The organism is Sphaerisporangium sp. B11E5 (assembly GCF_039871875.1).
Lineage (GTDB): Bacteria > Actinomycetota > Actinomycetes > Streptosporangiales > Streptosporangiaceae > Sphaerisporangium.
Genome location: NZ_JBDPMD010000032.1, coordinates 81,260 through 102,939 on the forward strand (window position 1 = coordinate 81,260; position 21,680 = coordinate 102,939).

General features: G+C 71.7%; 25 protein-coding genes. 8 read left to right on the plus strand and 17 right to left on the minus strand.

The annotated features are described in order from the left end of the window. Positions 1-66 precede the first annotated feature (66 nt). Positions 67-1,365 carry an expansin EXLX1 family cellulose-binding protein gene (locus ABGB17_RS25755; protein WP_347633913.1) on the plus strand — a complete coding sequence of 433 codons (1,299 nt, stop codon included), beginning with the start codon at positions 67-69 and terminating at the stop codon, positions 1,363-1,365. A gap of 64 nt (positions 1,366-1,429) precedes the next feature. Here the strand turns inward: ABGB17_RS25755 and ABGB17_RS25760 are convergent, their stop codons facing one another. After that, positions 1,430-2,392 (minus strand): DUF5937 family protein, encoded by a 963-nt coding sequence (locus tag ABGB17_RS25760; RefSeq protein WP_347633915.1) that lies wholly within the window; start codon positions 2,390-2,392, stop codon positions 1,430-1,432. An 89-nt stretch (positions 2,393-2,481) separates the two neighbouring features. Here ABGB17_RS25760 and ABGB17_RS25765 point away from each other — a divergent pair, with 89 nt between their 5' ends. Then, complete coding sequence (locus ABGB17_RS25765; RefSeq protein ID WP_347633917.1) at positions 2,482-3,771, plus strand: MFS transporter; 1,290 nt, start codon at positions 2,482-2,484, stop codon at positions 3,769-3,771. Here ABGB17_RS25765 and ABGB17_RS25770 read toward each other — a convergent pair. Then, the gene (locus tag ABGB17_RS25770; RefSeq protein WP_347633919.1) at positions 3,745-4,377 is read right to left on the minus strand and encodes a TetR/AcrR family transcriptional regulator; all 633 of its coding nucleotides are present in this window, start codon (positions 4,375-4,377) and stop codon (positions 3,745-3,747) included. The genes ABGB17_RS25765 and ABGB17_RS25770 overlap by 27 nt on opposite strands. 101 nt (positions 4,378-4,478) lie before the next feature. Between ABGB17_RS25770 and ABGB17_RS25775 the strand changes: the two genes are divergently transcribed. Further along, positions 4,479-6,269, plus strand: a complete 1,791-nt coding sequence (locus ABGB17_RS25775; protein WP_347633921.1) for an NAD+ synthase — start codon at positions 4,479-4,481, stop codon at positions 6,267-6,269. A gap of 260 nt (positions 6,270-6,529) precedes the next feature. On the opposite strand, the gene ABGB17_RS25780 is transcribed toward ABGB17_RS25775, so the two are convergent. Both ABGB17_RS25780 and ABGB17_RS25785 read right to left on the minus strand, forming a co-directional pair. After that, positions 6,530-7,135, minus strand: a complete 606-nt coding sequence (locus ABGB17_RS25780; RefSeq protein WP_347633923.1) for a TetR/AcrR family transcriptional regulator — start codon at positions 7,133-7,135, stop codon at positions 6,530-6,532. 7 nt (positions 7,136-7,142) lie between these two features. Beyond that, entirely contained in the window at positions 7,143-8,654 is a 1,512-nt protein-coding gene (locus tag ABGB17_RS25785) for an MFS transporter (protein ID WP_347633965.1), read from the minus strand. A 474-nt stretch (positions 8,655-9,128) separates the two neighbouring features. Between ABGB17_RS25785 and panB the strand changes: the two genes are divergently transcribed. After that, positions 9,129-9,962: a 3-methyl-2-oxobutanoate hydroxymethyltransferase gene (gene panB, locus ABGB17_RS25790; RefSeq protein ID WP_347633925.1), complete on the plus strand. Its 834-nt coding sequence runs from the start codon at positions 9,129-9,131 to the stop codon at positions 9,960-9,962. Between the two features lie 40 nt (positions 9,963-10,002). Here the strand turns inward: panB and ABGB17_RS25795 are convergent, their stop codons facing one another. From ABGB17_RS25795 to npdG, 3 genes are all read right to left on the minus strand, one after another. After that, positions 10,003-10,914, minus strand: coding sequence for a threonine/serine dehydratase (locus ABGB17_RS25795; protein WP_347633927.1), 912 nt, complete (start codon positions 10,912-10,914; stop codon positions 10,003-10,005). Between the two features lie 61 nt (positions 10,915-10,975). After that, the gene (locus ABGB17_RS25800; RefSeq protein ID WP_347633929.1) at positions 10,976-12,154 is read right to left on the minus strand and encodes an aminotransferase class I/II-fold pyridoxal phosphate-dependent enzyme; all 1,179 of its coding nucleotides are present in this window, start codon (positions 12,152-12,154) and stop codon (positions 10,976-10,978) included. A 57-nt stretch (positions 12,155-12,211) separates the two neighbouring features. Then, positions 12,212-12,871 carry an NADPH-dependent F420 reductase gene (gene npdG, locus ABGB17_RS25805; RefSeq protein ID WP_347633931.1) on the minus strand — a complete coding sequence of 220 codons (660 nt, stop codon included), beginning with the start codon at positions 12,869-12,871 and terminating at the stop codon, positions 12,212-12,214. Between the two features lie 162 nt (positions 12,872-13,033). On the opposite strand from npdG, the gene ABGB17_RS25810 reads away from it, so the two are divergent. Beyond that, positions 13,034-13,618 (plus strand): hypothetical protein, encoded by a 585-nt coding sequence (locus tag ABGB17_RS25810; protein WP_347633933.1) that lies wholly within the window; start codon positions 13,034-13,036, stop codon positions 13,616-13,618. On the opposite strand, the gene ABGB17_RS25815 is transcribed toward ABGB17_RS25810, so the two are convergent. Then, positions 13,619-14,398, minus strand: a complete 780-nt coding sequence (locus tag ABGB17_RS25815) for an oxidoreductase (RefSeq protein ID WP_347633935.1) — start codon at positions 14,396-14,398, stop codon at positions 13,619-13,621. Positions 14,399-14,455: 57 nt separating this feature from the next. Here ABGB17_RS25815 and ABGB17_RS25820 point away from each other — a divergent pair, with 57 nt between their 5' ends. Further along, on the plus strand, positions 14,456-15,037 hold the full coding sequence (locus tag ABGB17_RS25820) for a TetR/AcrR family transcriptional regulator (RefSeq protein WP_347633937.1): 582 nt from the start codon (positions 14,456-14,458) through the stop codon (positions 15,035-15,037). Here the strand turns inward: ABGB17_RS25820 and ABGB17_RS25825 are convergent. The 3 genes from ABGB17_RS25825 to ABGB17_RS25835 all read right to left on the minus strand — a co-directional run bounded on the left by ABGB17_RS25825 (position 15,008) and on the right by ABGB17_RS25835 (position 17,577). After that, positions 15,008-15,418 (minus strand): VOC family protein, encoded by a 411-nt coding sequence (locus ABGB17_RS25825; RefSeq protein WP_347633939.1) that lies wholly within the window; start codon positions 15,416-15,418, stop codon positions 15,008-15,010. The two genes, ABGB17_RS25820 and ABGB17_RS25825, sit on opposite strands and share 30 nt — an antisense overlap. A 44-nt stretch (positions 15,419-15,462) precedes the next feature. After that, entirely contained in the window at positions 15,463-17,253 is a 1,791-nt protein-coding gene (locus ABGB17_RS25830) for an HAD family hydrolase (protein ID WP_347633941.1), read from the minus strand. A gap of 141 nt (positions 17,254-17,394) precedes the next feature. Beyond that, positions 17,395-17,577, minus strand: coding sequence for a hypothetical protein (locus ABGB17_RS25835; protein WP_347633943.1), 183 nt, complete (start codon positions 17,575-17,577; stop codon positions 17,395-17,397). A gap of 94 nt (positions 17,578-17,671) precedes the next feature. Here ABGB17_RS25835 and map point away from each other — a divergent pair, with 94 nt between their 5' ends. After that, positions 17,672-18,520 carry a type I methionyl aminopeptidase gene (map, locus tag ABGB17_RS25840; protein ID WP_347633945.1) on the plus strand — a complete coding sequence of 283 codons (849 nt, stop codon included), beginning with the start codon at positions 17,672-17,674 and terminating at the stop codon, positions 18,518-18,520. Here the strand turns inward: map and ABGB17_RS25845 are convergent, their stop codons facing one another. The 6 genes from ABGB17_RS25845 to ABGB17_RS25870 form a co-directional block, all read right to left on the minus strand. Then, positions 18,521-18,820, minus strand: a complete 300-nt coding sequence (locus tag ABGB17_RS25845; protein WP_347633947.1) for a helix-turn-helix transcriptional regulator — start codon at positions 18,818-18,820, stop codon at positions 18,521-18,523. It lies immediately after the preceding gene. A gap of 5 nt (positions 18,821-18,825) precedes the next feature. Continuing rightward, complete coding sequence (locus ABGB17_RS25850) at positions 18,826-19,170, minus strand: type II toxin-antitoxin system RelE/ParE family toxin (protein WP_347633949.1); 345 nt, start codon at positions 19,168-19,170, stop codon at positions 18,826-18,828. An 85-nt stretch (positions 19,171-19,255) separates the two neighbouring features. Further along, complete coding sequence (locus ABGB17_RS25855; protein ID WP_347633950.1) at positions 19,256-19,477, minus strand: helix-turn-helix transcriptional regulator; 222 nt, start codon at positions 19,475-19,477, stop codon at positions 19,256-19,258. After that, complete coding sequence (locus ABGB17_RS25860) at positions 19,477-19,974, minus strand: DUF2975 domain-containing protein (RefSeq protein ID WP_347633952.1); 498 nt, start codon at positions 19,972-19,974, stop codon at positions 19,477-19,479. Before ABGB17_RS25860 ends, ABGB17_RS25855 begins: the two co-directional genes overlap by 1 nt. A 179-nt stretch (positions 19,975-20,153) precedes the next feature. Beyond that, positions 20,154-20,576, minus strand: coding sequence for a nitroreductase family deazaflavin-dependent oxidoreductase (locus tag ABGB17_RS25865; protein WP_347633954.1), 423 nt, complete (start codon positions 20,574-20,576; stop codon positions 20,154-20,156). Beyond that, positions 20,576-21,211, minus strand: coding sequence for an NAD(P)H-binding protein (locus ABGB17_RS25870; protein WP_347633956.1), 636 nt, complete (start codon positions 21,209-21,211; stop codon positions 20,576-20,578). The genes ABGB17_RS25865 and ABGB17_RS25870 overlap by 1 nt, the downstream gene beginning before the upstream one ends. A gap of 103 nt (positions 21,212-21,314) precedes the next feature. Between ABGB17_RS25870 and ABGB17_RS25875 the strand changes: the two genes are divergently transcribed. After that, positions 21,315-21,668, plus strand: a complete 354-nt coding sequence (locus ABGB17_RS25875) for a helix-turn-helix domain-containing protein (RefSeq protein WP_347633958.1) — start codon at positions 21,315-21,317, stop codon at positions 21,666-21,668. The last annotated feature ends 12 nt before the right edge of the window (positions 21,669-21,680 follow it).

Sequence of the window (21,680 nt, forward strand, 5' to 3'; positions counted from 1 at the left end):
CCTGTCACGTAATGTGACACCATCATCTCGTTGTGTGTTCGTCAATGCCCTGGGGGCGGGGAGCATATGAGCGTGGAGCGGCGGCACGGCTCAGCGCTGCGACGAGCCGCCTGGACGGCCTGGATCTCGGCAGCCTGCACCTTGATCGTCCTGGGTGCCCAGACCGGCCGCGACGCCGCCTGCGCCACGGCCGCTCCCCCACCCCGCCCGACCTGCGACCTGCCCTCCGTCCCCCTTCTCCCCGTCGCCGCCGTGTCCTCCGCGGAGTTCGCCGCCGCCGCCGCGTGCGGCAGCCACCTGGACGTCACCGGCCCCCTCGGCACGGTCCGGGTACAGGTGGTCGAGGAGTGCCGCACCTGCGCCCTCGGGGAACTCGACATGAGCCGCGAGGCCTTCGAACGCATCGCCGGCCCGGGCCCGTCCCGGGTCCGCGTGCGGTACCACACCGCCCGCAACCCCCAGATGGCCCGCCCGGTTGGTTTCCGCCTCAAACCAGGCTCATCCCCTCACTGGCTCGCGATCCAGGTCGTCGACCACGGCAACCCGCTACGAACCCTGGAGATCCGCGACGGCGCCACATGGCGCCGCCTGCCCCGCGCCACCGACAACTACTGGGTGGCCTCAAGAGGCGCCGGCCCCGGCCCGTACACCGTCCGCATCACGGACATGTACGGCCACCATCTCACCAGCGGAGGAATCCACCTCCACCCCACCACCATCCAACGAACCCCCCACCGCCTGTACAGCCCCTCGGTCGCCTCACCCCCACCCCCCACCCGAGCCCTCACCTCCCGCACCACCCCACAGGCCTCACCGTCACCCGGCCCCCGGCACCAGCCGCCACCCGGCCGACGCGGCCGGCCACCACTCGCCTCACGCGACCTCACACCACCCCCACCACAAGACCTGACCCGGCCCGGACCGCGGGACCTGACATCGCCCGGGCCACAAGACCCGACACACCCGGACCCGGCACGACTCGCCCCGCGGGACCTGACGTCGCCCGGGCCACAAGACCTGACCCAACGGGGCCTGACGTCGCCTGCGCCACGACACCCGGCACAACGGGACCTGACGTCGCCCGGCCCACCCGACCCAGCACGGCCCGGCCCGCGGGACCAGATGTCGGCGGGGCCGGGTGGCCCATCGGTTCCGGACGGCCAGGCGCCGGCGCCCGGGCCATCGGCTCCCGCCCCGGCCGCCCAGGGCACCGACGCGAGCGGGCAGATCGCTCGCGCAGACACCGATCGGCACGGCGCGGCGGCACGAAGTGACGTAGGCGACAGGCAAGCCGAACACCGAGAACCACCACCCCACCGCGGGACACTGACCGCACTCCCCACCACCCGCCCGTTCCTGTGCTGACCCGGCGACCTGCCGCCCGAACCGACCACGCACGACGGCGGCACAGCGTCCAGACCGCCGAGGGTCAGGGGCCGGTTATGAGGGAGTCGGCGGTGGGGGTGCGGTGGTAGAGGACTTCTCTTCCCTGGCGGTGGCGGGTCACCAGGCCGTTGCCGGACAGGACGGAGAGGTGCTGGGAGACGGCGCCGGGGGTCAGGGAGAGGCGGCGGGCCAGGGAGGTGGTGGAGGCGGGCTGGGAGAGGGTGAGGAGGAGGCGGGCGCGGGTGGTGCCGATCAGGGCGGCCAGGGCGCCCGGCTCGGGGGTGGGGCCCTGGTCCCACAGGGTGCCGACGGCGCGGGCGGGGTAGACGAGCATGGGGCGGTAGGGAAGGGTCATGATGGCGATGTCGGGCCAGCGGAAGGCGCTGGGGACGAGGAGCAGGCCGTCGCCGGCCAGGTCGCCGGCGTCGCAGTAGGTCTTGGCGGCGATCAGGCGGTCGCCTTCCCAGCGGATCGAGGGGTGCAGGTCGGCGAACAGCTCGGCGGCGCCGCCGGTGGCGAAGCGGCGGGCGCGCCACATCACGTCGGCCTCCAGCAGGGCGTAGACCCGGGGCCAGTATTCGGCCAGCGCGATCTCCCAGTACGCCCCCAGCGTGTCGGCGACGCGCTGGACGCCGGCCTCGGGGTCGGCCCGGAACCGGGCGATGGCCTGGGTGTCGGGGGTGACCGCCCACCCGGCCTCCTCGGCGGCGCGGGCGGGGTCGGTGGCCCGCACACGGTCCAGTTCGGCGCTGAAGTCGGGCAGCGGGGTGTCCGGCGGCGGGGTCAGGAAGTCGGCCATGTATCCCTGGGTCGGCGCCAGGGCGAACACCTCGGACAGGTCCACGCCGCCGAGCCTGGGGCGTACGGCGCGCAGCCACGGCAGGTGCAGCGAGTGCCGCGCGGGTGACCTCAGCACCCGCAGGCTGGCGACCAGTTCCCACAGCGGCGAGAACGCGAACCGCATCCGCGCCAGGTCGTCCGTCCCGAACCGCCATTCGATGCCCATGACCTGCGCCCCCTGTGGATCCCCCAGCCACCTTTTAGCCGAGCCTAAAGGAGTGGCAGGCCCTCCGTGACGTCGCCAGGGTGGATCGGGTGAGTGGCGTGACCACCGCGGCCTCGTTCCTGCGGACCAGGGCCGGCGGTTTCCCCAAGGCATTCTGGGTGCTCTTCGGCGGCACCTTCGTCAACCGGCTCGGCACGATGGTCGAGCCCTTCATCGGGGTCTACCTGACCCAGGCCCGCGGCATGTCGCTGGCCACCGCCGGCCTCGTCATGGCGGTGTTCGGCGTGGGCTCGCTGTTGTCGCAGCTCGTCGCGGGCTGGCTCACCGACCGGCTGGGGCGGCGCGCCACCCTCACCGGCGGCATGGTGGCGACCGCGGTCATGATGATCCTGCTCGGGTACAGCACGTCGCTGCCCGCCATCCTCGCGGTGATGGCGGTGCTCGGCCTGGTCGTGGACGCCTACCGCCCGGCCTCGCAGGCGCTGGTGGCCGACCTGATCCCGCCGCACGACCGGTCGCGGGCGTTCGGGCTGCTGTTCTGGGCGATCAACCTCGGCTTCGCGGTGGCGATGGTCGCGGGCGGGTGGCTGGCGCAGTCGGGCTTCCTGTGGCTGTTCTGGATCGACGCCGTCACCTCGGTGATCTTCGGTGTGCTGGTGTGGCGGGCGGTCCCCGAGACCCGGCCGGAGCGGGGGCACGCGCCGGGCGGCTTCGGGGACGTGCTGCGGGACCGGCTGATGATGGCGTACGTCGCGATCTCGCTGGCCTTCACCTTCGTGTACCTGCAGGCGTACACCACCCTGCCGCTGGCCATCACCGGCCAGGGCCTGTCCACCGCCGCGTACGGCCTCGCCATGGCGGTGAACGGCGTGCTGATCGTGCTCGTGCAGCCGCTGGTGAGCCACTGGCTGGCGCGTCGCGACCCGACCCGGATGCTGGCCATCGGCATGGCGGTCGTCGGGGTGGGGTACGCGCTGACCACGTTCGTCTCGACGGCGGCGGGTTACGCGGGCACGGTCGTCGTCTGGACGCTCGGCGAGATCGCCACCGCGGGCATGGCGGCCACCATCGTCGCGGCCCTGGCCCCGCCGCACCTGCGCGGCCGGTACAGCGGGGTGTACGGCTTCGCCTGGTCGGGGGGCGGCATGCTGGCCCCGCTGATCGGCACCTGGCTGCTGTCCTACAGCGCCGCCACCCTGTGGTTGTCGGTGGGTGCCCTCGGGGTGCTCAGCGGGGCGGGGATGCTCGCCCTCGGCCCGGCCGTCCGCCGCCGGTCCGCGACCGCGCACCCCGTGGAGACCCTGGGGGACGTGGACGGCGTCACCGTCCCGGACGACCTCGCCGCCGCCGGCTCATCCCCGGACCGCGCCGTCACCTGACACGGGAGCGGGGCGGCTGCGCCGCAGGTGCTCGATGCCGGTGTCCAGGGCCGCCTCCAGGTGGGTGACGCGGCCCGTGGACATCAGCAGCATGACGCCGCCCTGCACACCGGCGAGGATCGAGGACGCCGTGCGCTCGGCGTCCAGGCCGGGGTCCACCTCGCCGGCGGCCTGCAGGTGCCGCACCCCGGCGGCGAGCTCGGCCTGCCACCGGTCGACGAGCCCGTTGACCACCGCCTGCGCGCCGGGGGTGCTGCGCCCGAGCTGCGACATGAGCGCGTTGAGCGGGCAGTGGCGTCCCTGGCGGCGGTAGCGCTCCACCACGGTGTCGCGCCAGGCCCGCCACGCGTCCCACGAGGTGAGGGCGCCGAGGTGCGGCTGCTGGTCGGTGAGCACCCGTTCGGCCTCGTGACGGGCCACGGCGAGCAGCAGCTCCTCCTTGCCTTCGGGGAAGTAGTGGAAGAGCTGGCTCTTGCTCGTGCCGGTCCGCACCCGGACGTCGTCCAGCGTGGTGGTCGCCACCCCGTTCTCGCGGATCTCGGCGGCGGCGCCCTCGATGATCCTGAGCCGGGTCGCGGCGCCCTTCGGGGTCAGCGCGCGGGTCATCCCCACCTCCGGTTTCTGGACTTGAGGGTCCAGATTACCGGTTTTCCACAGGCCCGGGCCGGTCCGGTGCGTGCGGGTCGCCCGCACGTAAAGTGGAGTCCGTGCCTCAACTGAGAATCGCTCTGGCTCAGACCAACCCGGTGGTCGGCGACCTGACCGCCAACGCCGCCACGCTGATCGACTGGGCCCGCCGGGCCGCCGACCAGGGCGCCCACCTGGTGGTCTTCACCGAGATGTTCCTCACGGGCTACCCCGTGGAGGACCTCGTGCTGCGCTCGTCGTTCGTGGACGCCTCGATCGCGGCGCTGGAGACCGTGGCGGCGCGGCTGCACACCGAGGGCCTCGGCGACCTCCCGGTGGTGGTGGGGTATGTCGACCGCTCCGGCATGGCGCCCCGCGCGGGCCAGCCCAAGGGTGCTCCGCTGGACGCCGCGGCGCTGCTGCACCGCGGCCGGGTGGTCGTCCGCACCGCCAAGCACCACCTGCCCAACTACGGCGTGTTCGACGAGTACCGCTACTTCGTGCGCGGCGACCGGCTGCCCATCTTCCGGCTCCACGGAGTGGACGTCGCGATCGCCGTCTGCGAGGACCTCTGGCAGGACGGCGGCCCGGTGCGCGCGGTGGGCGAGGCGGGGGCGGGCCTGCTGGTGGTGCCGAACGCCTCACCGTACGAGCGGGAGAAGGACGACGTGCGGCTGGCGCTGTGCGCGAGCCGGGCCCGCGAGGCCGGGTGCGCGCTCGCGTACGCCAACCAGGTCGGCGGGCAGGACGAGCTGATCTTCGACGGCGACTCCATCGTGGTCGGCGCGGACGGCGAGCTGATCGCCCGCGCGGCGCAGTTCCGCGAGGAGCTGCTGGTCACCGACCTTGAGCTGCCCGCCGCCGACCCCGCCGCGCGGCCCGGGTCGTTCCCGGTGGACGCGGGCGACGGCACCATGATCACCGTGGAACGGCTGGAGCTGTCCGCCGCCCCGCTGCCGCCGTACGAGCCGGAGCCGCCGGTCGTGGCGCCCCGGCTGGACGACCTGGAGGAGGTCTACTCCGCCCTGGTCCTCGGCGTGCGCGACTACTTCACCAAGAACGGCTTCCGCTCGGTCGTCCTCGGCCTGTCCGGCGGCATCGACTCGGCCCTGACCGCCACCATCGCCTCCGACGCCGTCGGACCCGAGCGTGTGCACGTGGTCCTCATGCCGTCCCTGCACTCCTCCGAGCACTCGATCTCCGACGCCCGCGACCTGGTGGACCGCCAGGGGGTGAACTCCCGCCTGGTCCCCATCGAGGGCATCGTGGACGCCTTCGAGAAGGAGATCGACCTCCACGGCCTCGCCGCCGAGAACCTCCAGGCCCGCGTCCGCGGCATGCTCCTGATGGGCCTGTCGAACGAACACGGCCACCTGGTCCTCACCACCGGCAACAAGAGCGAGCTGGCCACCGGCTACTCCACCCTCTACGGCGACTCAGCCGGCGGCTACGCCCCCATCAAGGACGTCCTGAAGACCACCGTCTGGGCCCTGTCCCGCTGGCGCAACTCCCAGACCGGCCGTGGCTCGGACCTCCTCCACGACTTCCCCGCCCCGCCCATCCCCGAGAACTCCATCACCAAGGAGCCGAGCGCCGAACTACGCCCCGGCCAGCGCGACACCGACTCCCTCCCGCCGTACGACGTCCTGGACCGCCTCCTCGCCGACTACGTCGAACACGACATGGGCAAGGCCGACCTGATCACCGCCGGCCACGACCCCGAACTGGTGGCCCGCGTCATCCGCCTGGTCGACCTGGCCGAATACAAGCGCCGCCAGTACCCCCCCGGCCCCAAGATCACCCCGAAGAACTTCGGCCGCGACCGCCGCCTCCCCATAACCAACCGCTGGCGCGAGACCCCCACCACCTGACCCACCACCTCCGGGGTCCGACGCACCGGACCCCGGCCCGCCAGGGCCTGCCGTTCCCGGCCCGTCAGGACGCGGCGTTCCCGGGCCGCCAGGACGGGAGGATCCCAGGCCGCCAAGGCCCGGCGTTCTCACGGACGTCAGGGCCCGGCGTTCTCACGGACGTCAGGGCCCGGCGTTCTCACGGACGTCGGGATCCGGCGTTCCCCGAGCCGGCCTCGCCCGGCACCCCCAGCCGTCCGGGCGCGCCTCTCCCTCGCCCGCTACGGGCGGAGGCCGGAGAGGACCTGGTCGGCGATGCGGTCGGCCAGGTCGGCGGGGAGGGGGTCGTCGTTGTCGCGCCACTTGGTGAAGAACAGCATGGCGCCCGTCAGGGACGCCATGGCGACTTCGACGTCGGTGTCGGGGCGGAGTTCGCCGGAGGCCACTCCTTGCTGGAGGACCGATCGCAGGGCCTCGCGGCGGGGCTTGATGGCGATCTCGCGGAAACGCTCCGCCAGGTGGGGGAAACGCTCGGACTCGCTCATCGCGATGTTCATGATGCAGCGGGTGCGGCGGTTGTGCGACTCGTGCTGCATCGCCGCGAGGTAGCGGACGACGTTCTCACGTACCGTCGGGGCGTCCAGGGCCGGGAGCGGCGCCTTGAGGCTGGCCAGGGCGTCGAGGACCAGGTCCTCCTTGCCGGACCACCGGCGGTAGATGGTCGTCTTGCCGACGCCGGCCCTGGCGGCGATGGCCTCGATGGAGACCTCCGACACCGTGGCACCCTCGGCGATCATGTCGATGGTCGCCTCGATGATCGCCTTCTCGGCCTTCTCGCTGCGGGGACGGCCCGGGGTGCGGGCCGTCCCAACCTGATCAGTCACCATGGTTTGTTCACACTACTGCCGGTTCCTTGTTTTCCGGACTCGTCACCGGCACCGCGACCGCTTCCTTACCGGGAAGCCACTTGGCCACGACGCCCGCCCCGAGGAGCGCCACCACGGCGGCGGCGATCGCGGCGACGTGCATGCCGTTCATGAACGCCTCCTTCGCGGGCTCCACGAGAGCCGCGCCCTGCGGGCCGAGCGACTGCGCGACCCCCATGGTCGCGGTGATCGACTCGCCGGCGACGTGCCGCGCGTCCTCGGGCAGCACGGCGAGCGAGCCGGCGATGTTGTCGCGGTAGACCGCCGACAGCACCGAGCCGAGGATCGCGACGCCGAGCGCGCCCGACACCTGCCGCACGGTGTTGGTCATGGCCGACCCCACCCCGGCCTTCTCGCGGGGCAGCGACGACATGACGGCCTCCGTGGCGGGAGCGCCGATGTTGGCCATCGCGGCGCCCTGCACGAAGCCGAGGGCCTCGAACATCCAGATCGGCGTGTCCACCTGCAGGAAGGCGTATCCGATCAACGACCCCGCGATCAGGATCATGCTGATCGTCGCGACCCGCTTGCCGCCGAACCGCCGCACCATGCCGGCGCTGAGCGGGGAGAAGATGAGCTGCGCCGCCGCGAACGGCAACACCAGCGCGCCGGCCTGCAGCGGGCCGTACCCCTTGACGATCTGCAGGTAGAACGCCAGGAAGAACATCACGCCCATCATCGAGAAGAACACGATGCCGACGCTCGCGACGGCCGTCGAGAACCGCGGGATGGCGAAGGCCCGCACGTCGAACGCCGGGTGCGCCGTCCGCTTCTCGTGCCGGATGAACAGCCCGAGCACCGCGGCGCCCGCGAGGAACGGCAGCCACACCTCGACGTCGGTGACCCGGCCGAGTTCGCCGCCCTTGATGATGCCGTACACGACGCCGACGAGACCGATGATCGACAGCAGCACGCCGAGCGGGTCGAGCTGCGCCTTGTCGGGGTTGCGGGACTCGGGCACGATCAGCGCGATCAGCACCGAGCTGATGACGACGACCGGCACGTTGACCAGGAAGACCGATCCCCACCAGAAGTGCTCAAGCAGGATGCCGCCGGTGATCGGGCCGATGGCCACGGCCAGGCCGACGCCGCCCGCCCAGATGCCGATGGCCTTGCCGCGCTCCTGGGGCGCGAAGACGTTGGAGATGATCGCCAGGGTGGCGGGCATCACGGCGGCCCCGCCGAGCCCCATCGCCGCGCGGGCGGCGATCAGTTGTGCCGGGTCCTGCGCGTAGGCGCTGGCCAGGGACGCCAGGCCGAAAAGGATCATGCCGATCTGCAGCATCCGCTTGCGGCCGAACCTGTCACCCAGCACCCCGAAGGTGAACAGCAGGCCGGCGAACACCAGCGTGTAGGAGTTGATGGCCCATTCGAGCTGGCTCTGCGTGGCGCCGAGCCCGGCCACAGGGTCGGAGATGACCTTGAGGGCCACGTTGAGGATCGTGTTGTCCAGAACGATCGCCAGCAGGCTGAACACCATCACACCGAGGACTTGCCATCGGCGCGGGTGCCCTGACGTCGTTTCCACTCGCTTGCCCCCCATTAGAGCTGGTACATAAGTTTCGATACGCGGTAGTTTCGCAATGCAACCGTAGTCCGCGGATCAACGATACGCAACCGTCCCGTATCGAAATATCGTCCCAAGTCGCCGGGGACATCCGGTTCCGGGCCCCCTCACCCACGTCGGCGCGGCTTCAGCGCCCCTTTAGGGATCTTGGTGATTCGGCCAGGCCACCGGCCTCCCGGCGCGAACCGCACCGGAAGTCAAGCCTGAGCGCGTGGAACGGGGGCAGGCGCATCGAAGGGCCGGGCACGGCCGGCCGGTCTGCGGGGACGAGGAAGGGCTCTCCCCGGTGTTGTCAGGAAGGTCGCGCGTGCGATGATGCTGACCGTCCGGGGACGCCACAAGGGCGCCACGAGGCTGGAGGGATCTACGATGTCCTCTGTTTCACGTATGTCCAGCTCACCGACCATGTTGTACGGCGGTAAGGCAGGCCGAAGAGTAACCGTCCGCGACATCTCCGCCGCCAAGGAGCGAGGCGAGAGATGGCCCATGGTCACCGCCTACGACGCGATGACCGCCCGGGTGTTCGACGAGGCCGGCATACCGGTCATGCTGGTCGGCGACTCCGCCGCCATGGTCGTGTACGGCTACGACTCCACACTGCCGGTGTCCGTGGACGACCTCATCCCGCTCACCGCGGCCGTGGTCCGCGGCTCCTCCCGCGCCATGGTCGTCGCGGACCTCCCGTTCGGCTCCTACCAGGCGTCCCCGCAGCAGGCGCTGGAGTCCGCGGCCCGCTTCATGAAGGAGGCCGGCGCCCACGCCGTCAAGCTGGAAGGCGGCCGACGCGTCCTCCCCCAGGTCGAGGCGCTGGTCTCCGCCGGCATCCCGGTGATGGGCCACCTCGGCCTCACCCCGCAGTCGGTGAACGTCTTCGGCGGCTACCGCGTGCAGGGCCGCGGCCAGTCCGGCGACGAGCTGATGGCCGACGCCAAGGCCCTGGAGCACGCCGGCGCCTTCGCCGTGGTCCTGGAATGCGTCCCCACCGACCTCGCGGAACGGGTGACCGCCGCCCTGTCCGTCCCCACCATCGGCATCGGCGCCGGCCCCGCCTGTGACGCCCAGGTCCTGGTGTGGCAGGACCTCATGGGCCTCACCCCCCACCCGGCGAAGTTCGTGAAGAAGTACTTCGACCTGGCGACCGAAATGGACCACGCCGTCCGCGCCTTCGCCGACGAGGTGGTCTCAGGCGCCTTCCCCACCCCCGAACACAGCTACCGCTGACCCGTCCAGGTCCGTGCCGGCCCGCCCGGCACGGACCTTCTCACACCAGCGTCGACGGATCGGTGTTGGCCCCGCAGACGACCACCGCGACCCGCTCGCCCGCGTCCGGGACGTACGCCCCGGACAGGAGTGCGGCCATAGCGGTGGCGCCGGAGTGCTCGGCGGCGATGCGGTACGTGCGCCACAGGTGTTCGCGTGCCTCGATGATGGCGGTCTCCTCCACCAGGAGGGAGCGGACGCCGGCGGCGGCGACCGTGTCGTAGGCGGCGCGGCCGATGCGGCTGGCGCCGAGCGCGTCGGCGGCGACGCCGCTCACCGGGACCTGGACGGGGCCTCCGTGGGCGAGGGCGTCGTGCAGGGTGGGGATGAGGGCCGGTTCGACGGCGACGACCTTGGCGGCGCCGTCCAGGGCGGCGGTGACGCCGGCGACCAGGCCGCCGCCGCCGACGGCGATCAGGACGGTGTCGAATCCGGTGGTCTGGTCGAGAAGTTCCAGACCCAGGGTGCCCTGGCCGGCGATGACGTCGGGCTGTTCGTAGGCGTGGATCTCCAGGGCGCCGGTCTCGGCGGCGCGCTTGGCGGACGCCTCGTAGGCCTCGGCGTAGATGGCGCCGGTCTGGGTGACGTGGGCGCCCAGGGCACGCAGGCCCTCGACCTTCACCGGGGAGCAGATCTCCGGGACGAAGATCTCGGCGCGGGCACCCAGTACGCGGGCGGCGTGGGCGACGCCGACGCCGTGGTTGCCGCCACTGGCGGCGATCACCCCGGCTTCGGGGAGGTCGCCGGCCGCCAGCATGCGGTTGAAGGCGCCGCGGGCCTTGAACGAGCCGCCGTGCTGGAGGAGCTCCAGCTTCAGCGCCAGCTCGGGGGTGTCCTGGAGGACGGGGGTGCGGCGCACGTGGGCGCCGATCCGGGTGGCGGCCAGCTCGACGTCCCTGCGTGTCACGACCATGTACGGCTCCCTCGTCTCCCCGCGTCCGGCCTGGCAGTTTCCTGACACTTCGTGGCGGATGTCAACTCTTGTCGAGCGCCTGCGCGAAGTCGGCCCACAGGTCCTCGGCGTGCTCAATGCCGGTCGACACCCGCACGCTTCCCTGCCCGATTCCCGCTTCGGCCAACTCCTCGGGGGACAACATGCGGTGCGAGGTGGTGGCCGGGTGCATCACGAGGGTCTCCAGGCCGCCGAGGGACGGGGCGAGCAGCGCCAGACGTACGGCGCTCATGAACCGCTCCCCGGCCTCCCGGCCGCCCGCCAGGTCGAACGCGAACATGCCTCCGAAGTCGGGCATCATCGTGGCGGCCAGCTCGTGCGAGGGGTGGCTCGGCAGTCCTGGCCAGTGCACGGCCGCGACGGCGGGGTGACCGGCGAGGCGGGTGGCGAGCACGCGGGCGTTCTCGCAGTGGCGCACCATGCGCAGCGACAGGGTGCGCATGCCGCGCAGCGTCAGCCACGCGCCGAACGGGTCCGGGGTGGCGCCGAGCTCGATGGCGTACGACCACACCGTGCGGTACAGCGTGTCGTCGGCGAACACCGCGACGCCGCCGAGCACGTCGCTGTGCCCGCCGAGGTACTTGGTGGTGGAGTGCAGCACGATGTCCGCCCCGTGCTCGAGCGGCCGGCACAACACCGGCGAGGCGAAGGTGTTGTCCACCACGGAGACCAGCCCGGCCTCCCGTGCCACCGCGCACATGCCGGGAATGTCGGCCACCTGCGTCATCGGGTTGGCGATGGTCTCCAGGTACAGCAGCCGTGTCTGCGGCCGTATCGCCGCCCGGAGCGCCTCCGGGTCGTCCTGGGCGACGTAGGTGACCGCGATCTGGAACCTTTCCGCCAGGTCCGCGATCAGCCCGGCCGTGCCGCCGTACAGGGCGGGTTGCGCGATCAGGTGGTCCCCGGGCTTGAGCAGCCCGAGCAGCACCGAGCTGATCGCCCCCATGCCGGACGACGCCGCGACCGCCGCCACCCCGCCCTCCAGCCCGGCCACGGCCTCCTCCAGCGTCCGCACCGTCGGGTTGCTGAGCCGCCCGTACACGAAGGCCCCGTCCGGCCGGCTCAGCCCGTCCGCCAGCACCGCCGGGTCGTCGAACGCGAACCCCGAGGTCTGGTAGAGCGGCGGCGCCATGGGCCGCGCGCCGTCCAGCGGAGGGACGGGGAGGTGGACGGCACGGCTGTCGAAGTGCAAAGAGGTCATGCGGCTAAGAATGACGTCCAGCACACCATTTGTCAGTTTTGTCATACCTCGCCGGGCTCACACGTCGGTGATCCGGATCCCCGCGTGCGCCTTGTACCGCCGGTTGATCGAGATCAGGTTCGCGGTCAGCGCCTCGATCTGGTACGCGTTGCGCAGCCGCCCGCCGTACACGCCGCGGGCCCCCGGGATGCGGTTCGCGAGGGCCTGCACCAGGTCGGTGGCCGCGCGGTCGTCCCCCAGCACCAGGACGTCCAGGTCCACCCGCTCCACGGCGGGGTCGAGCAGCAGCACGGCCGACACGTGGTGGAACGCCGCCACGACGCGGCTGTCCGGCAGGACCGCCGCCGCCTGCTGGGCGGCGCTGCCCTCCTCGACCGCCAGCGGGTAGGCGCCCTGCTTGTCGAACCCCAGCGGGTTGACGCAGTCCACCACGATCTTCCCGGCCAGCTCGGACCGCAGCGACTCCAGCGTGGCGCGGTGCCCCTCCCACGGCACCGCCACGATCACCACGTCCGCCTCGGACGCCACGGCCGCGTTGTCCGCGCCGCGCACCGGCAGGTCGCCGAGGCTCGCCGCGGCCTCCTCGGCCCGGCCCGCGTTCCGCGACCCGATCAGCACCGGGTGACCGGCCAGCGCGAACCGCCGGGCCAGCCCCTTGCCCTGATCGCCGGTCCCCCCGAGGATGCCGATCGTCAGCCCGTCCACATCGTCGCCCATGGTCTCCTCATTCCCTGCGGATCTTCCCGATGATGCCAGCCACGACGGATCCCGGGGCATCCGACCCGCACACGGCCACGCCGTTCCACACTCCGCCACATCACTTCGGCCGAGCGGCGCTTCGCGGGACGGCGGCGGGGACGCTGATGCACCATGGAGGCCATGGACGCTGCGTCGGTGGCCTTCCTGCGCGATGTGCTCTCCACGAGCGGCTGGGTCGAGCGCACCCGTGAGCTCGGCCTCTGCCTGCGCGCCACCCGTACCCCGGGCGGACTGCTGGTGGTCGGCTCCCCGGACGAGGAGCCCTGGCACCTCACCGCCCACCTCGACGACGAGGCCCGCCTGTCCGGCTTGGTCCAGCTCGCCCCCACCTTGATCCGCTGGTCCCCGCCCCCGGGCGCCCCGCCTCACCTGTCCGTCGGCATGGAGCGGGTCGAGGCCGCGGGCCGGGGTGAGACCGTCTTCGTCGTCACCGAGCAGAAGGCCCCGGTGCCGCTGCTGGAACGTGTGGACGACGCCCGCCGCACCGGCGCCACGATCATCGCCCTCGACGGCGGGGACCCCGAGCTGGAGTACCTCGCCCACGACGCCCTCAGCGTGCCCCCGAAGGACGGCGTGTTCACCTTCGACGCCGCCCAGCACCTGGTGAGCGCCGCCGCGGGCGACACGTCACGTTCCCGGGCCCGGCTCCTCGACCGCCTGGCCCGGCTGGCCGAGCGCATCACCGGGCCCCGCGTCCCGGAGTGATCACAGCGCCGGGTGCTCGCCGCCGTCGATCACGATGTTGGTGCCGGTGATCCAGGAGGCACGGCCGGACACCAGGAAGGCGACCAGCTCGGCGATGTCCACCGGGTCGCCGATCCTGCCGAGCGGGATCCCGGCCTGCAGGGCGGACGGGTCGATGTCCGTGCCGCGGGTCAGTTCGCGCCTCAGCTCGTCCGCGCCGGGGCTGGCGACCTGCCCCGGGCTGACGGTGATCACCCGCACGCCCTTCGGCGCCAGCTCGGCCGCGAGGCCCTTGCTGTAGGCGATGAGGGCGGCCTTGGCCGCCGCGTAGTGCAGGACGGCCGGCAACGGCGCCAGCGCGACGATCGAGGAGACGTGCACGATCACGCCCGAGCCCGCCTCGGCCATGATCGGCGCCACGGCGGCGTCGAGCCGTACCGCGGCCAGGTAGTTGATGTCGAGCGCGTCGCGCCATTCCGCGTCGTCGATGCTCAGGGCACCGCCGGGGTACGGCCGGGCCGCCCCGGCGTTGTTCACGAGGATGTCGATGCCGCCGAGCTCGGCCGCGGCCGCCTCGGCCAGGGCCCGCGCGCCCTCGGCGGTGCGGACGTCCGCCTTGACGAACGTGGTGCCGGGCAGCGGCTCGCCCGGGGCGCGTGCGGCGGTGACCACCGCGGCGCCGCCCGCGACCAGGCGCCGGGCGATGCCCAGGCCGATGCCCCTGCTGCCGCCGGTGATGAGGACGCGCTTGCCCCGCAGGTCCGCGTCCGGTGTCGTGTCGAGTACCGAGTTCTTGACCATACGGTCCACTATGCATGGTTATGGACCGAACGGTCAACAACGGGTATCCTTGAACGCATGGCACGTCCGCGGTCGTTCGACGAGAAGCAGGTGCTGCGCGCCGTACGCGACCACTTCTGGGACGCCGGCTACGCCGCGACGTCCCTGGAGGACCTCATGAGGGTCAGCGGCCTCGGCAAGGGCAGCCTGTACGCGGCCTTCGGCGACAAGCACCGCCTCTTCCTGACGGCCCTGCGCGCGTACGCCGACGAGAACCACGCCGCCCTGTGCGACATCATGGACTCCGCCCCCCGGGCCGTGGAGGCGCTGCGCCTGCTCCTCACGGCCCCCGTGGCGGACGCGGAGACCGCACGCCGCGGCTGCATGTTGCTCAACACCACCTGCGAGCTGGCCGCCGCCGACCCCGACGTCCGAGCCGAAGCCGCACGCACCTACGAGAAGGCCACCGAAATGATCGCCGGCTACGTGGCGAGGGCCCAGCGGGAAGGTGACATCCCCGCCACCGCCGACCCCGGCGCCCTGGCCCGCGAGCTCCTCACCGTGCGGCAGGGCCTGGTCTTCATGGGCCGCACCGGCATCGACCTCACCGCCCTGGAGGCCACGGCCCGCTCACTGGCCGACCGTCTGCTGCCCCTCTGACAACCACCGGTGGTACACCAGGCAGAAGGGGTGCCCCGCCGGGTCCGCGTACACCCGCCAGCTCGTGCCCTCGGAGTCCTCCAGCACCGTCGCCCCGCCGGCCAGCGCCACCTCGTGCGCCCGCTCCAGATCAGGCACACCGAAGTCCAGGTGGAACTGCTGCGGGTGCGCCGGGTCCGGCCACCGCGGCGGCCGGTAGTCCTCCACCCGCTGGAACGCGAAGACGTTGCCGGACGGCAGGTGCAGCGTCGCCCAGTCGTCGTCCAGCGACCACCGCCGGTCCGTCCGGTTGACGTCCCCACCGAGCAGCGCCCGGTAGAACTCCGCGAGCTCCAGCGGCTTCGGACAGTCCAGAACCACACATTCCAGCACGGCGACCATGACCGCATCCTAGGCGCGCCGCAGGCCCGTCAGGGCCGCTCCCGTCATCCGCCGGTACCCGGGCGTTCCTGTTCCGGCCAGTCCTCCTCGTCGTGGCCGGGGTCATAGCTGGCGGGCTCGGCCGGCAGGGTGTAGCGCTCCTCGATCAACGAGGTGATCCGCTGCCTGCTGTCGTCGGGGCCGGCCTCCTCCACCTCGGCCACGTCACCGGCGAGGCCGGCGTCGCCGAGGGACTCCCTGATCCACCGCGAGTAGTCCCCCGCCCCGAGGTGGTGCGACCAGGTGTCGTCGTCGACGCCCTCGGCCAGCTCGACGAAGGTGTGCAGGTTGCGGGCCCGCAGCCGCAGCCGCCGTTCGGGGCCGGTGAAGTAGAAGCTCTCGTCCTCGGACATGGTGCCCGCGGCGTACTTGCGCCGGTGCCTGGTGCGTTCGGCACGCGCCGGGACCAGCCGCAGCGACTCGGCCTGGTCTCGGCCGGCCGTCCACATCACCAGGTCCCCCGTCCCGGACTCCGCGACGGACGGCTCGTCGAGGTTCCTCGCGCGGGCGAACGCCTCCAGTGCGGCGGAGGGCTCCTTGCCGACGGCGATGACGGTGTCCACGAGGCGCAGCGCGGCCGGGCTCACGGCCTCGGGATGGACGGTCACCATGAGCAACGAGCCCACGTCCGCCGCCGACTTCACCGCGATCTCCGGGAGTTCGGCCGGCATCAGGTGGTGCGCCTCGTCGACCACCACCCAGTGCGGGTGCCCGAGGCGGGTGCGCAGGCCCGCCAGGCGGGGGAACACCTCGGTGAAGAACGCCGGCCGGTGCCGGAGCTGCATGCCGATGAGGTTGACCACGACGCTGTGTCGCGGCTCCTCCAGCAGCCGCAGCACCTCGTCCACACCGGGGACCCGGTCGGCGTCCCCCAGCACGGTGATGCCGGGGAACTCGCTGTAGTCGCCCTCGGGGTCGATGACCACGCACTGGTGGCCCGTCTCGATCAGCCGCTCCAGCAGCGCGGTCGTCGTGGTCGACTTGCCGCTTCCTGAGGGGCCCGCCACCATCACCCCGGTGCCGTACGACGGCAGCCGCACCTCACGGCCGCCTTCGTCCGCGCCTTCGTCCTCGGTGGCGTTGTCGCGATGACCCAGCAGGACGTGCCCGCGCGCGACGTCGAGCGTGTCCAGCTCGCCGGACAGCAGCATCTCGGCCAGTTCCGCCACGCCCGCGCCGTCCTCCTTGGTGAGGCGCAGGTCGGCGCGGTCCTTGAGGGCGGGCAGCCCGTTGGCGACCACCGCCCCGCACTCCGCGGCGGCCAGGAAGGCGTGGTCGTTCTCCGCGTCCCCGACCGCGACGACGTTGTGCGGGGAGACCTTCATCCGGTCCAGCGCCACGGCGAGGCCGCTCGCCTTGTTCACCCCCGCGGGCAGCACCATCACGGCGCCCTTGTTGTAGATCACCTGGAGTTCCAGCCCCAGGTCGCGGATCACGGCCAGCGCCTTCTGGTCCTGCGGCTCCCTGGTGGCGACGATCACCTGACCGGTGGTGAGCGGGGAGACGCCCTCGGCGCGCAGCCGCTCCAGCAGCTCCGGCGGTGGCGGCTCGGCCAGGCTCTCCCGGATGCGCCGGCCAGGATCGTAGAGCACGGCGCCGTTCTCGGCGACGATCAGATCGAACAGGCGCGGATGCTCGAAAACCCCGAGCAGGTCGTCGAGCTCACGCCCGGTGACCAGCACCAGCCGCACGCCGGCGCGGGACAGCCGCTCCAGCGCCGTGAGCGTGTCGTCGGCCAGGATCCCTCTGCGGACGAGCGTTCCGTCGAAGTCGCATGCCAGCACGTGGTAGCGCATGCTTGGCGACTACCCTGCCCAGGCGTGCGCCGCAGCCTCTGTCGTGAACGTTCGGCGAACTTCAGGACAACGCCGACGTGATCGGGTTCGCTCCTGCGCGGCCCGGCCCGGACGTTCCCGGCTCACCTCACGGGACACGTGCTAGTCGTCGTCCCACTTCTTGTCGGCTTCCTGCCACGACTTGTTGCGGGCGGCGGCCGTCTCCAGGGCCGCGGCGGCCTGCTCGCGGGTCGGGTACGGACCGAGGCGGTCCTTGTTGGGGCAGCCCTTCTCCGGCTCCACCGCCATGTGCTTCAGGCAGAACCACCACTGGTCACCGGACATGTCGCCCTCCTCACCGGGTGGCTCACCCGGAACGTCCGCCACGCTCGGTCTCTGCCACATCTTGCCCTGTGGGAGCGGAACTAGACTTGGCGCCATGACGACTCTGCTCCGGCCCGGACGGCTCTCGCCCCCACGCAAGGTCCCCGCCCACATCGAGCGCCCGGAGTACGTCGGCCGCAAGGAGCCCCGCAAGGGCGGCACCGACATCCAGACGCCCGAGACCATCGAGCGCATGCGCGTGGCCGGCCGCATCGCCGCCCAGGCGCTGGAAGAGGTCGGCAAGCACGTCGCCCCCGGCGTCACCACCGACGAGCTGGACCGCATCGGCCACGAGTTCCTCTGCGACCACGACGCCTACCCCTCGACCCTCGGCTACCGCGGCTACCCCAAGTCCCTGTGCAGCTCGATCAACGAGGTCATCTGCCACGGCATCCCCGACGACACCGTGCTGCGCGACGGCGACATCGTCAACATCGACATCACCGCCTACATCGGCGGCGTCCACGGCGACACCGACGCCACGTACCTGGTCGGCGAGGTCGACGAGGAGTCCCGCCTCCTGGTCGAACGCACCCGCGAAGCCATGATGCGCGCCATCAAGGCCGTGGCCCCCGGCCGCCAGCTCAACATCGTCGGCCGCGTCATCTCCGCCTACGCCAAACGCTTCGGCTACGGCGTCGTGCGCGACTTCACCGGCCACGGCATCTCGACGAGCTTCCACTCAGGCCTGATCGTCCCCCACTACGACGACCCGTCCGTCACGGTCACCCTCGTCCCCGGCATGACCTTCACCATCGAGCCCATGCTCACCCTCGGCACCATCGAGTACGACCTGTGGCCCGACGGCTGGACGGCCGTCACCCGCGACCGCAAACGCACCGCCCAGTTCGAACACACCATCGTCGTCACCGACACCGGCAGCGAGATCCTCACCCTGCCGTGACTACCCCGCCTCCCGAAGCGGCTGGAACCCAACACTGAGCCGCACTTCAAGCGCCTCAGCCAACCGCTCCAACAGCGGAATCGTCGGCATGGTCCCTCCGGCCTCGAAGCGGGCGACAGCGGGCTGCTGAAGCCCCGCCCGCTCCGCCAACTGCGCCTGCGTCAGCCCAAGTTCCTCCCGCCGCCGCCGGACAGCCTCCCCGAGCTCGAACCTGAGCCGCGCAGCCTCATACGCGGCCCCGGCACCGGGCCGGCCCATGACCTCGGCCCTCTTGTCCGCCCACGACGTCCGCTCCCCCATACCGATCACTCCTCGTCCACCGTGTGCGCCTCGGCGACACATCGCCGCATGACCCGCACCGCACGCTCGATCTCAGCGATCTCCCGCATCCGCTGCTTGCGGAAAACCGTCAGCAGGATGACGCGCCTGCCCGGAGCGATCCAGTAAGTGATGCGAACCGCGTCACGCGAGAGGTGAAATCGGAGCTCCCGAAGCTTGCCACACAGTTGCCGGGTGTACGGCTCACCGAGAAGTACGCCACGCTCAGCCAGCAGATCGATGTAGAAGATCGTCGTCTCCTGATCGTCCTGACCGAGCGAGTCGAACCACTTCTCGACCTCGGGTTCCAGCTCCACCTCTCCCCATGTCATAACACGGACGTTATAGCGCAGACAAGTGCCGCGTTCTGTTGATGAGCGAACCACGGTGTCATTCAGCGGCCACCAGTTGCCGCCGTCACCCGTTGACGGTCTTCTCGGTCTCCCAGCGCAGCAGGTCGCCCGGCTGGCATTCGAGTGCCTCGCAGAGCGCGGCGAGTGTCGTGAAGCGGACCGCCTTGGCGCGGCCGTTCTTGAGGACGGCCAGGTTGGCGGGAGTGATGCCGACGCGCTCGGCGAGCTCGCCCACGGACATCTTCCGCTTGGCCAGCATCACGTCGATGTCGACGGCGATCGGCATCAGATGACCTCTTCCAGCTCGGCTCGCATCCGCGCCGCCTCGACGTCGCGTGCGACGGCCTGGGCGAGGAGCATGCGCAGCACGAGCACGACGAGCGCGACCCCTAGGATCGCCACGCCGGCCCCGCCCACCAGGAGGACCACGCCCGGGGCGACCGCCTCGCCCGGCGCCAAAACGAACCCGAGCGCGAACACCAGGAGGGCGGCCGCCACGAAGGCGCCGACCACGATGTGCACGTACCGGAAGGCGGCGTGGGAGAAGACCGTCCCGCGTCTGACCATGGTCACCAGCCGCCACACACAGACCAGGACGACCTGGGCCGTTACGACACCCAGCACCATGATCAGAAGGAACGGTGCGCGCAGGTACGCGTACTCCGGGCGGAGCCCTTCCAGATCCGAGGCCAGCAGCGGCACCATCACCGTCTGCACGAACACGGAACCAGCGAGCAACATCACGAGCACGACGCGAAGCGCGAGCACCGGCAGCTTCCCCATCGTTTCCCCTTTCGATCGAACAGCGATCGAAACTTATCGATAATCGATAGCCAGCGCAAGGGGGGTGCGGCCGGCCGGGGGTCGTCACTGGAGCCGGCGCGGCAGACCGCCGCTCCGGGTCGATGCGGCCGGCCGGTGGTCGTCGCCTTCGATATCCCTGCGTCCGCCGGCCCCGGCGATCAGCCCGCCCGTTCGATGATCACTACGGGGATGTCCCGGCCGGTCCCTTCCTGATACCGCTGGTACTCCGGCGTCATCGCGACCATCAGCCGCCACAGCCGGGGCTTCTCCGCCGCCGTGGCGGTCCGCGTGACCACCGGGAACTTCTCCGTGCCGACCTGCACCACGGCCGCGGGTTCGGCGACCAGGTTGAGATACCAGGCGGGATGCGTGTCCGCCCCCGAGTTGGACGCCGCGACGATGTACCGGTCGCCGTCGCGGGCGTAGAGCAGGGCGGTACGGCGCGGCTTGCCGGACCTGCGGCCCCGTGTCGTCAGCAGCAAATCGTTCATGCCGGGCCGGGGCTGTCCATCCGTTTCGACGAACCGGCGGATGTGCTCGGCCACCCACGCGTCCGGACTGTCCACGATCTCCTCGTCCATCACCCCTCCTCGACGCCGAGATGCGTGCGATGGTGCCGGGGGCGGTCGATCTCGTCCAGCAGCGCGATCGCGAAGTCGGCGTACGAGACGCGGCTGCCCGCCTCGGCCGGAGCCGTACGATACCGCCCGGTGCGCCCGCCGCCGTGGTCGAAGTCCCCCGCCGGGCTGACCACCACCCAGTCGACCTCGGTGGCGGTCCGCCGCAACACCTCGTTCCCGGCGGCGTGCCCCAGGTAGAACGCCCGGTACTCCTGCGGGTACCCCGGCGTGTCCATGAGCGGCACCCCGGCCGCCGTCTCCAGCACCGAGGCCAGCCCGACCACCACCAGCCGCCCCACCCCCGCCTCCGTCAGGCCGTCCAGCAGCGCCCGAGCCGCCCCCACGAAGAAGACGTCGGCAGACGCCCCCGGGTCGTACACGGCGCTGATCGCCGCGTCGTGTCCCTCGGCGGCCCGCGCGACGTCGTTCTCGTCGGTGACGTCCCCCGCGACGACCCGCACCCCGTCCCCCGCCAGCTCACCGTACTTACCGGGGTCCCGCACGACGGCCGTCACCCGATGCCCCCGCCCCCGCGCCTCCCGGACGGCCGCCCGCCCCGCCCTGCCACCCGCCCCGAAGACCACGATCCCGCCCATCCGGACCCCTCACGTGCTCAGAGCCGGCCCTGATCACCGGCCACTCGCCTGGGAGGGTAACCAAGCAGGTGGTTACCACCTGGATACCGGCTACCGTTGCCCTGTGCCCGAACCTCTGAGCCCAGACATGTTCGACGAGGTCTGCCCCTCCGGCCTCACCCCCATCCGCTTCGGCGACAAATGGGCCGGCATGATCATCCGCTGCCTGGAATCCGGCCCCCGCCGCTTCTCCGAACTCCGCATCCCCCTACGCGGCATCACCCCGAAGGTCCTCACCAGTTCCCTCCGCACCCTCACCCGCGACGGCCTCATCACCCGCACCCCCGGCCCCGCCCAGAGAGTCGAGTACGCCCTGACCCCCCTCGGCCGCAGCATGCTCGAACCCATGAACGCCGCCTGCGCCTGGGCCCAGGACCACTGGGAGGAACTCCTCGACGCACGCGAATCCTCCACCTGAAACGGTCTCCCC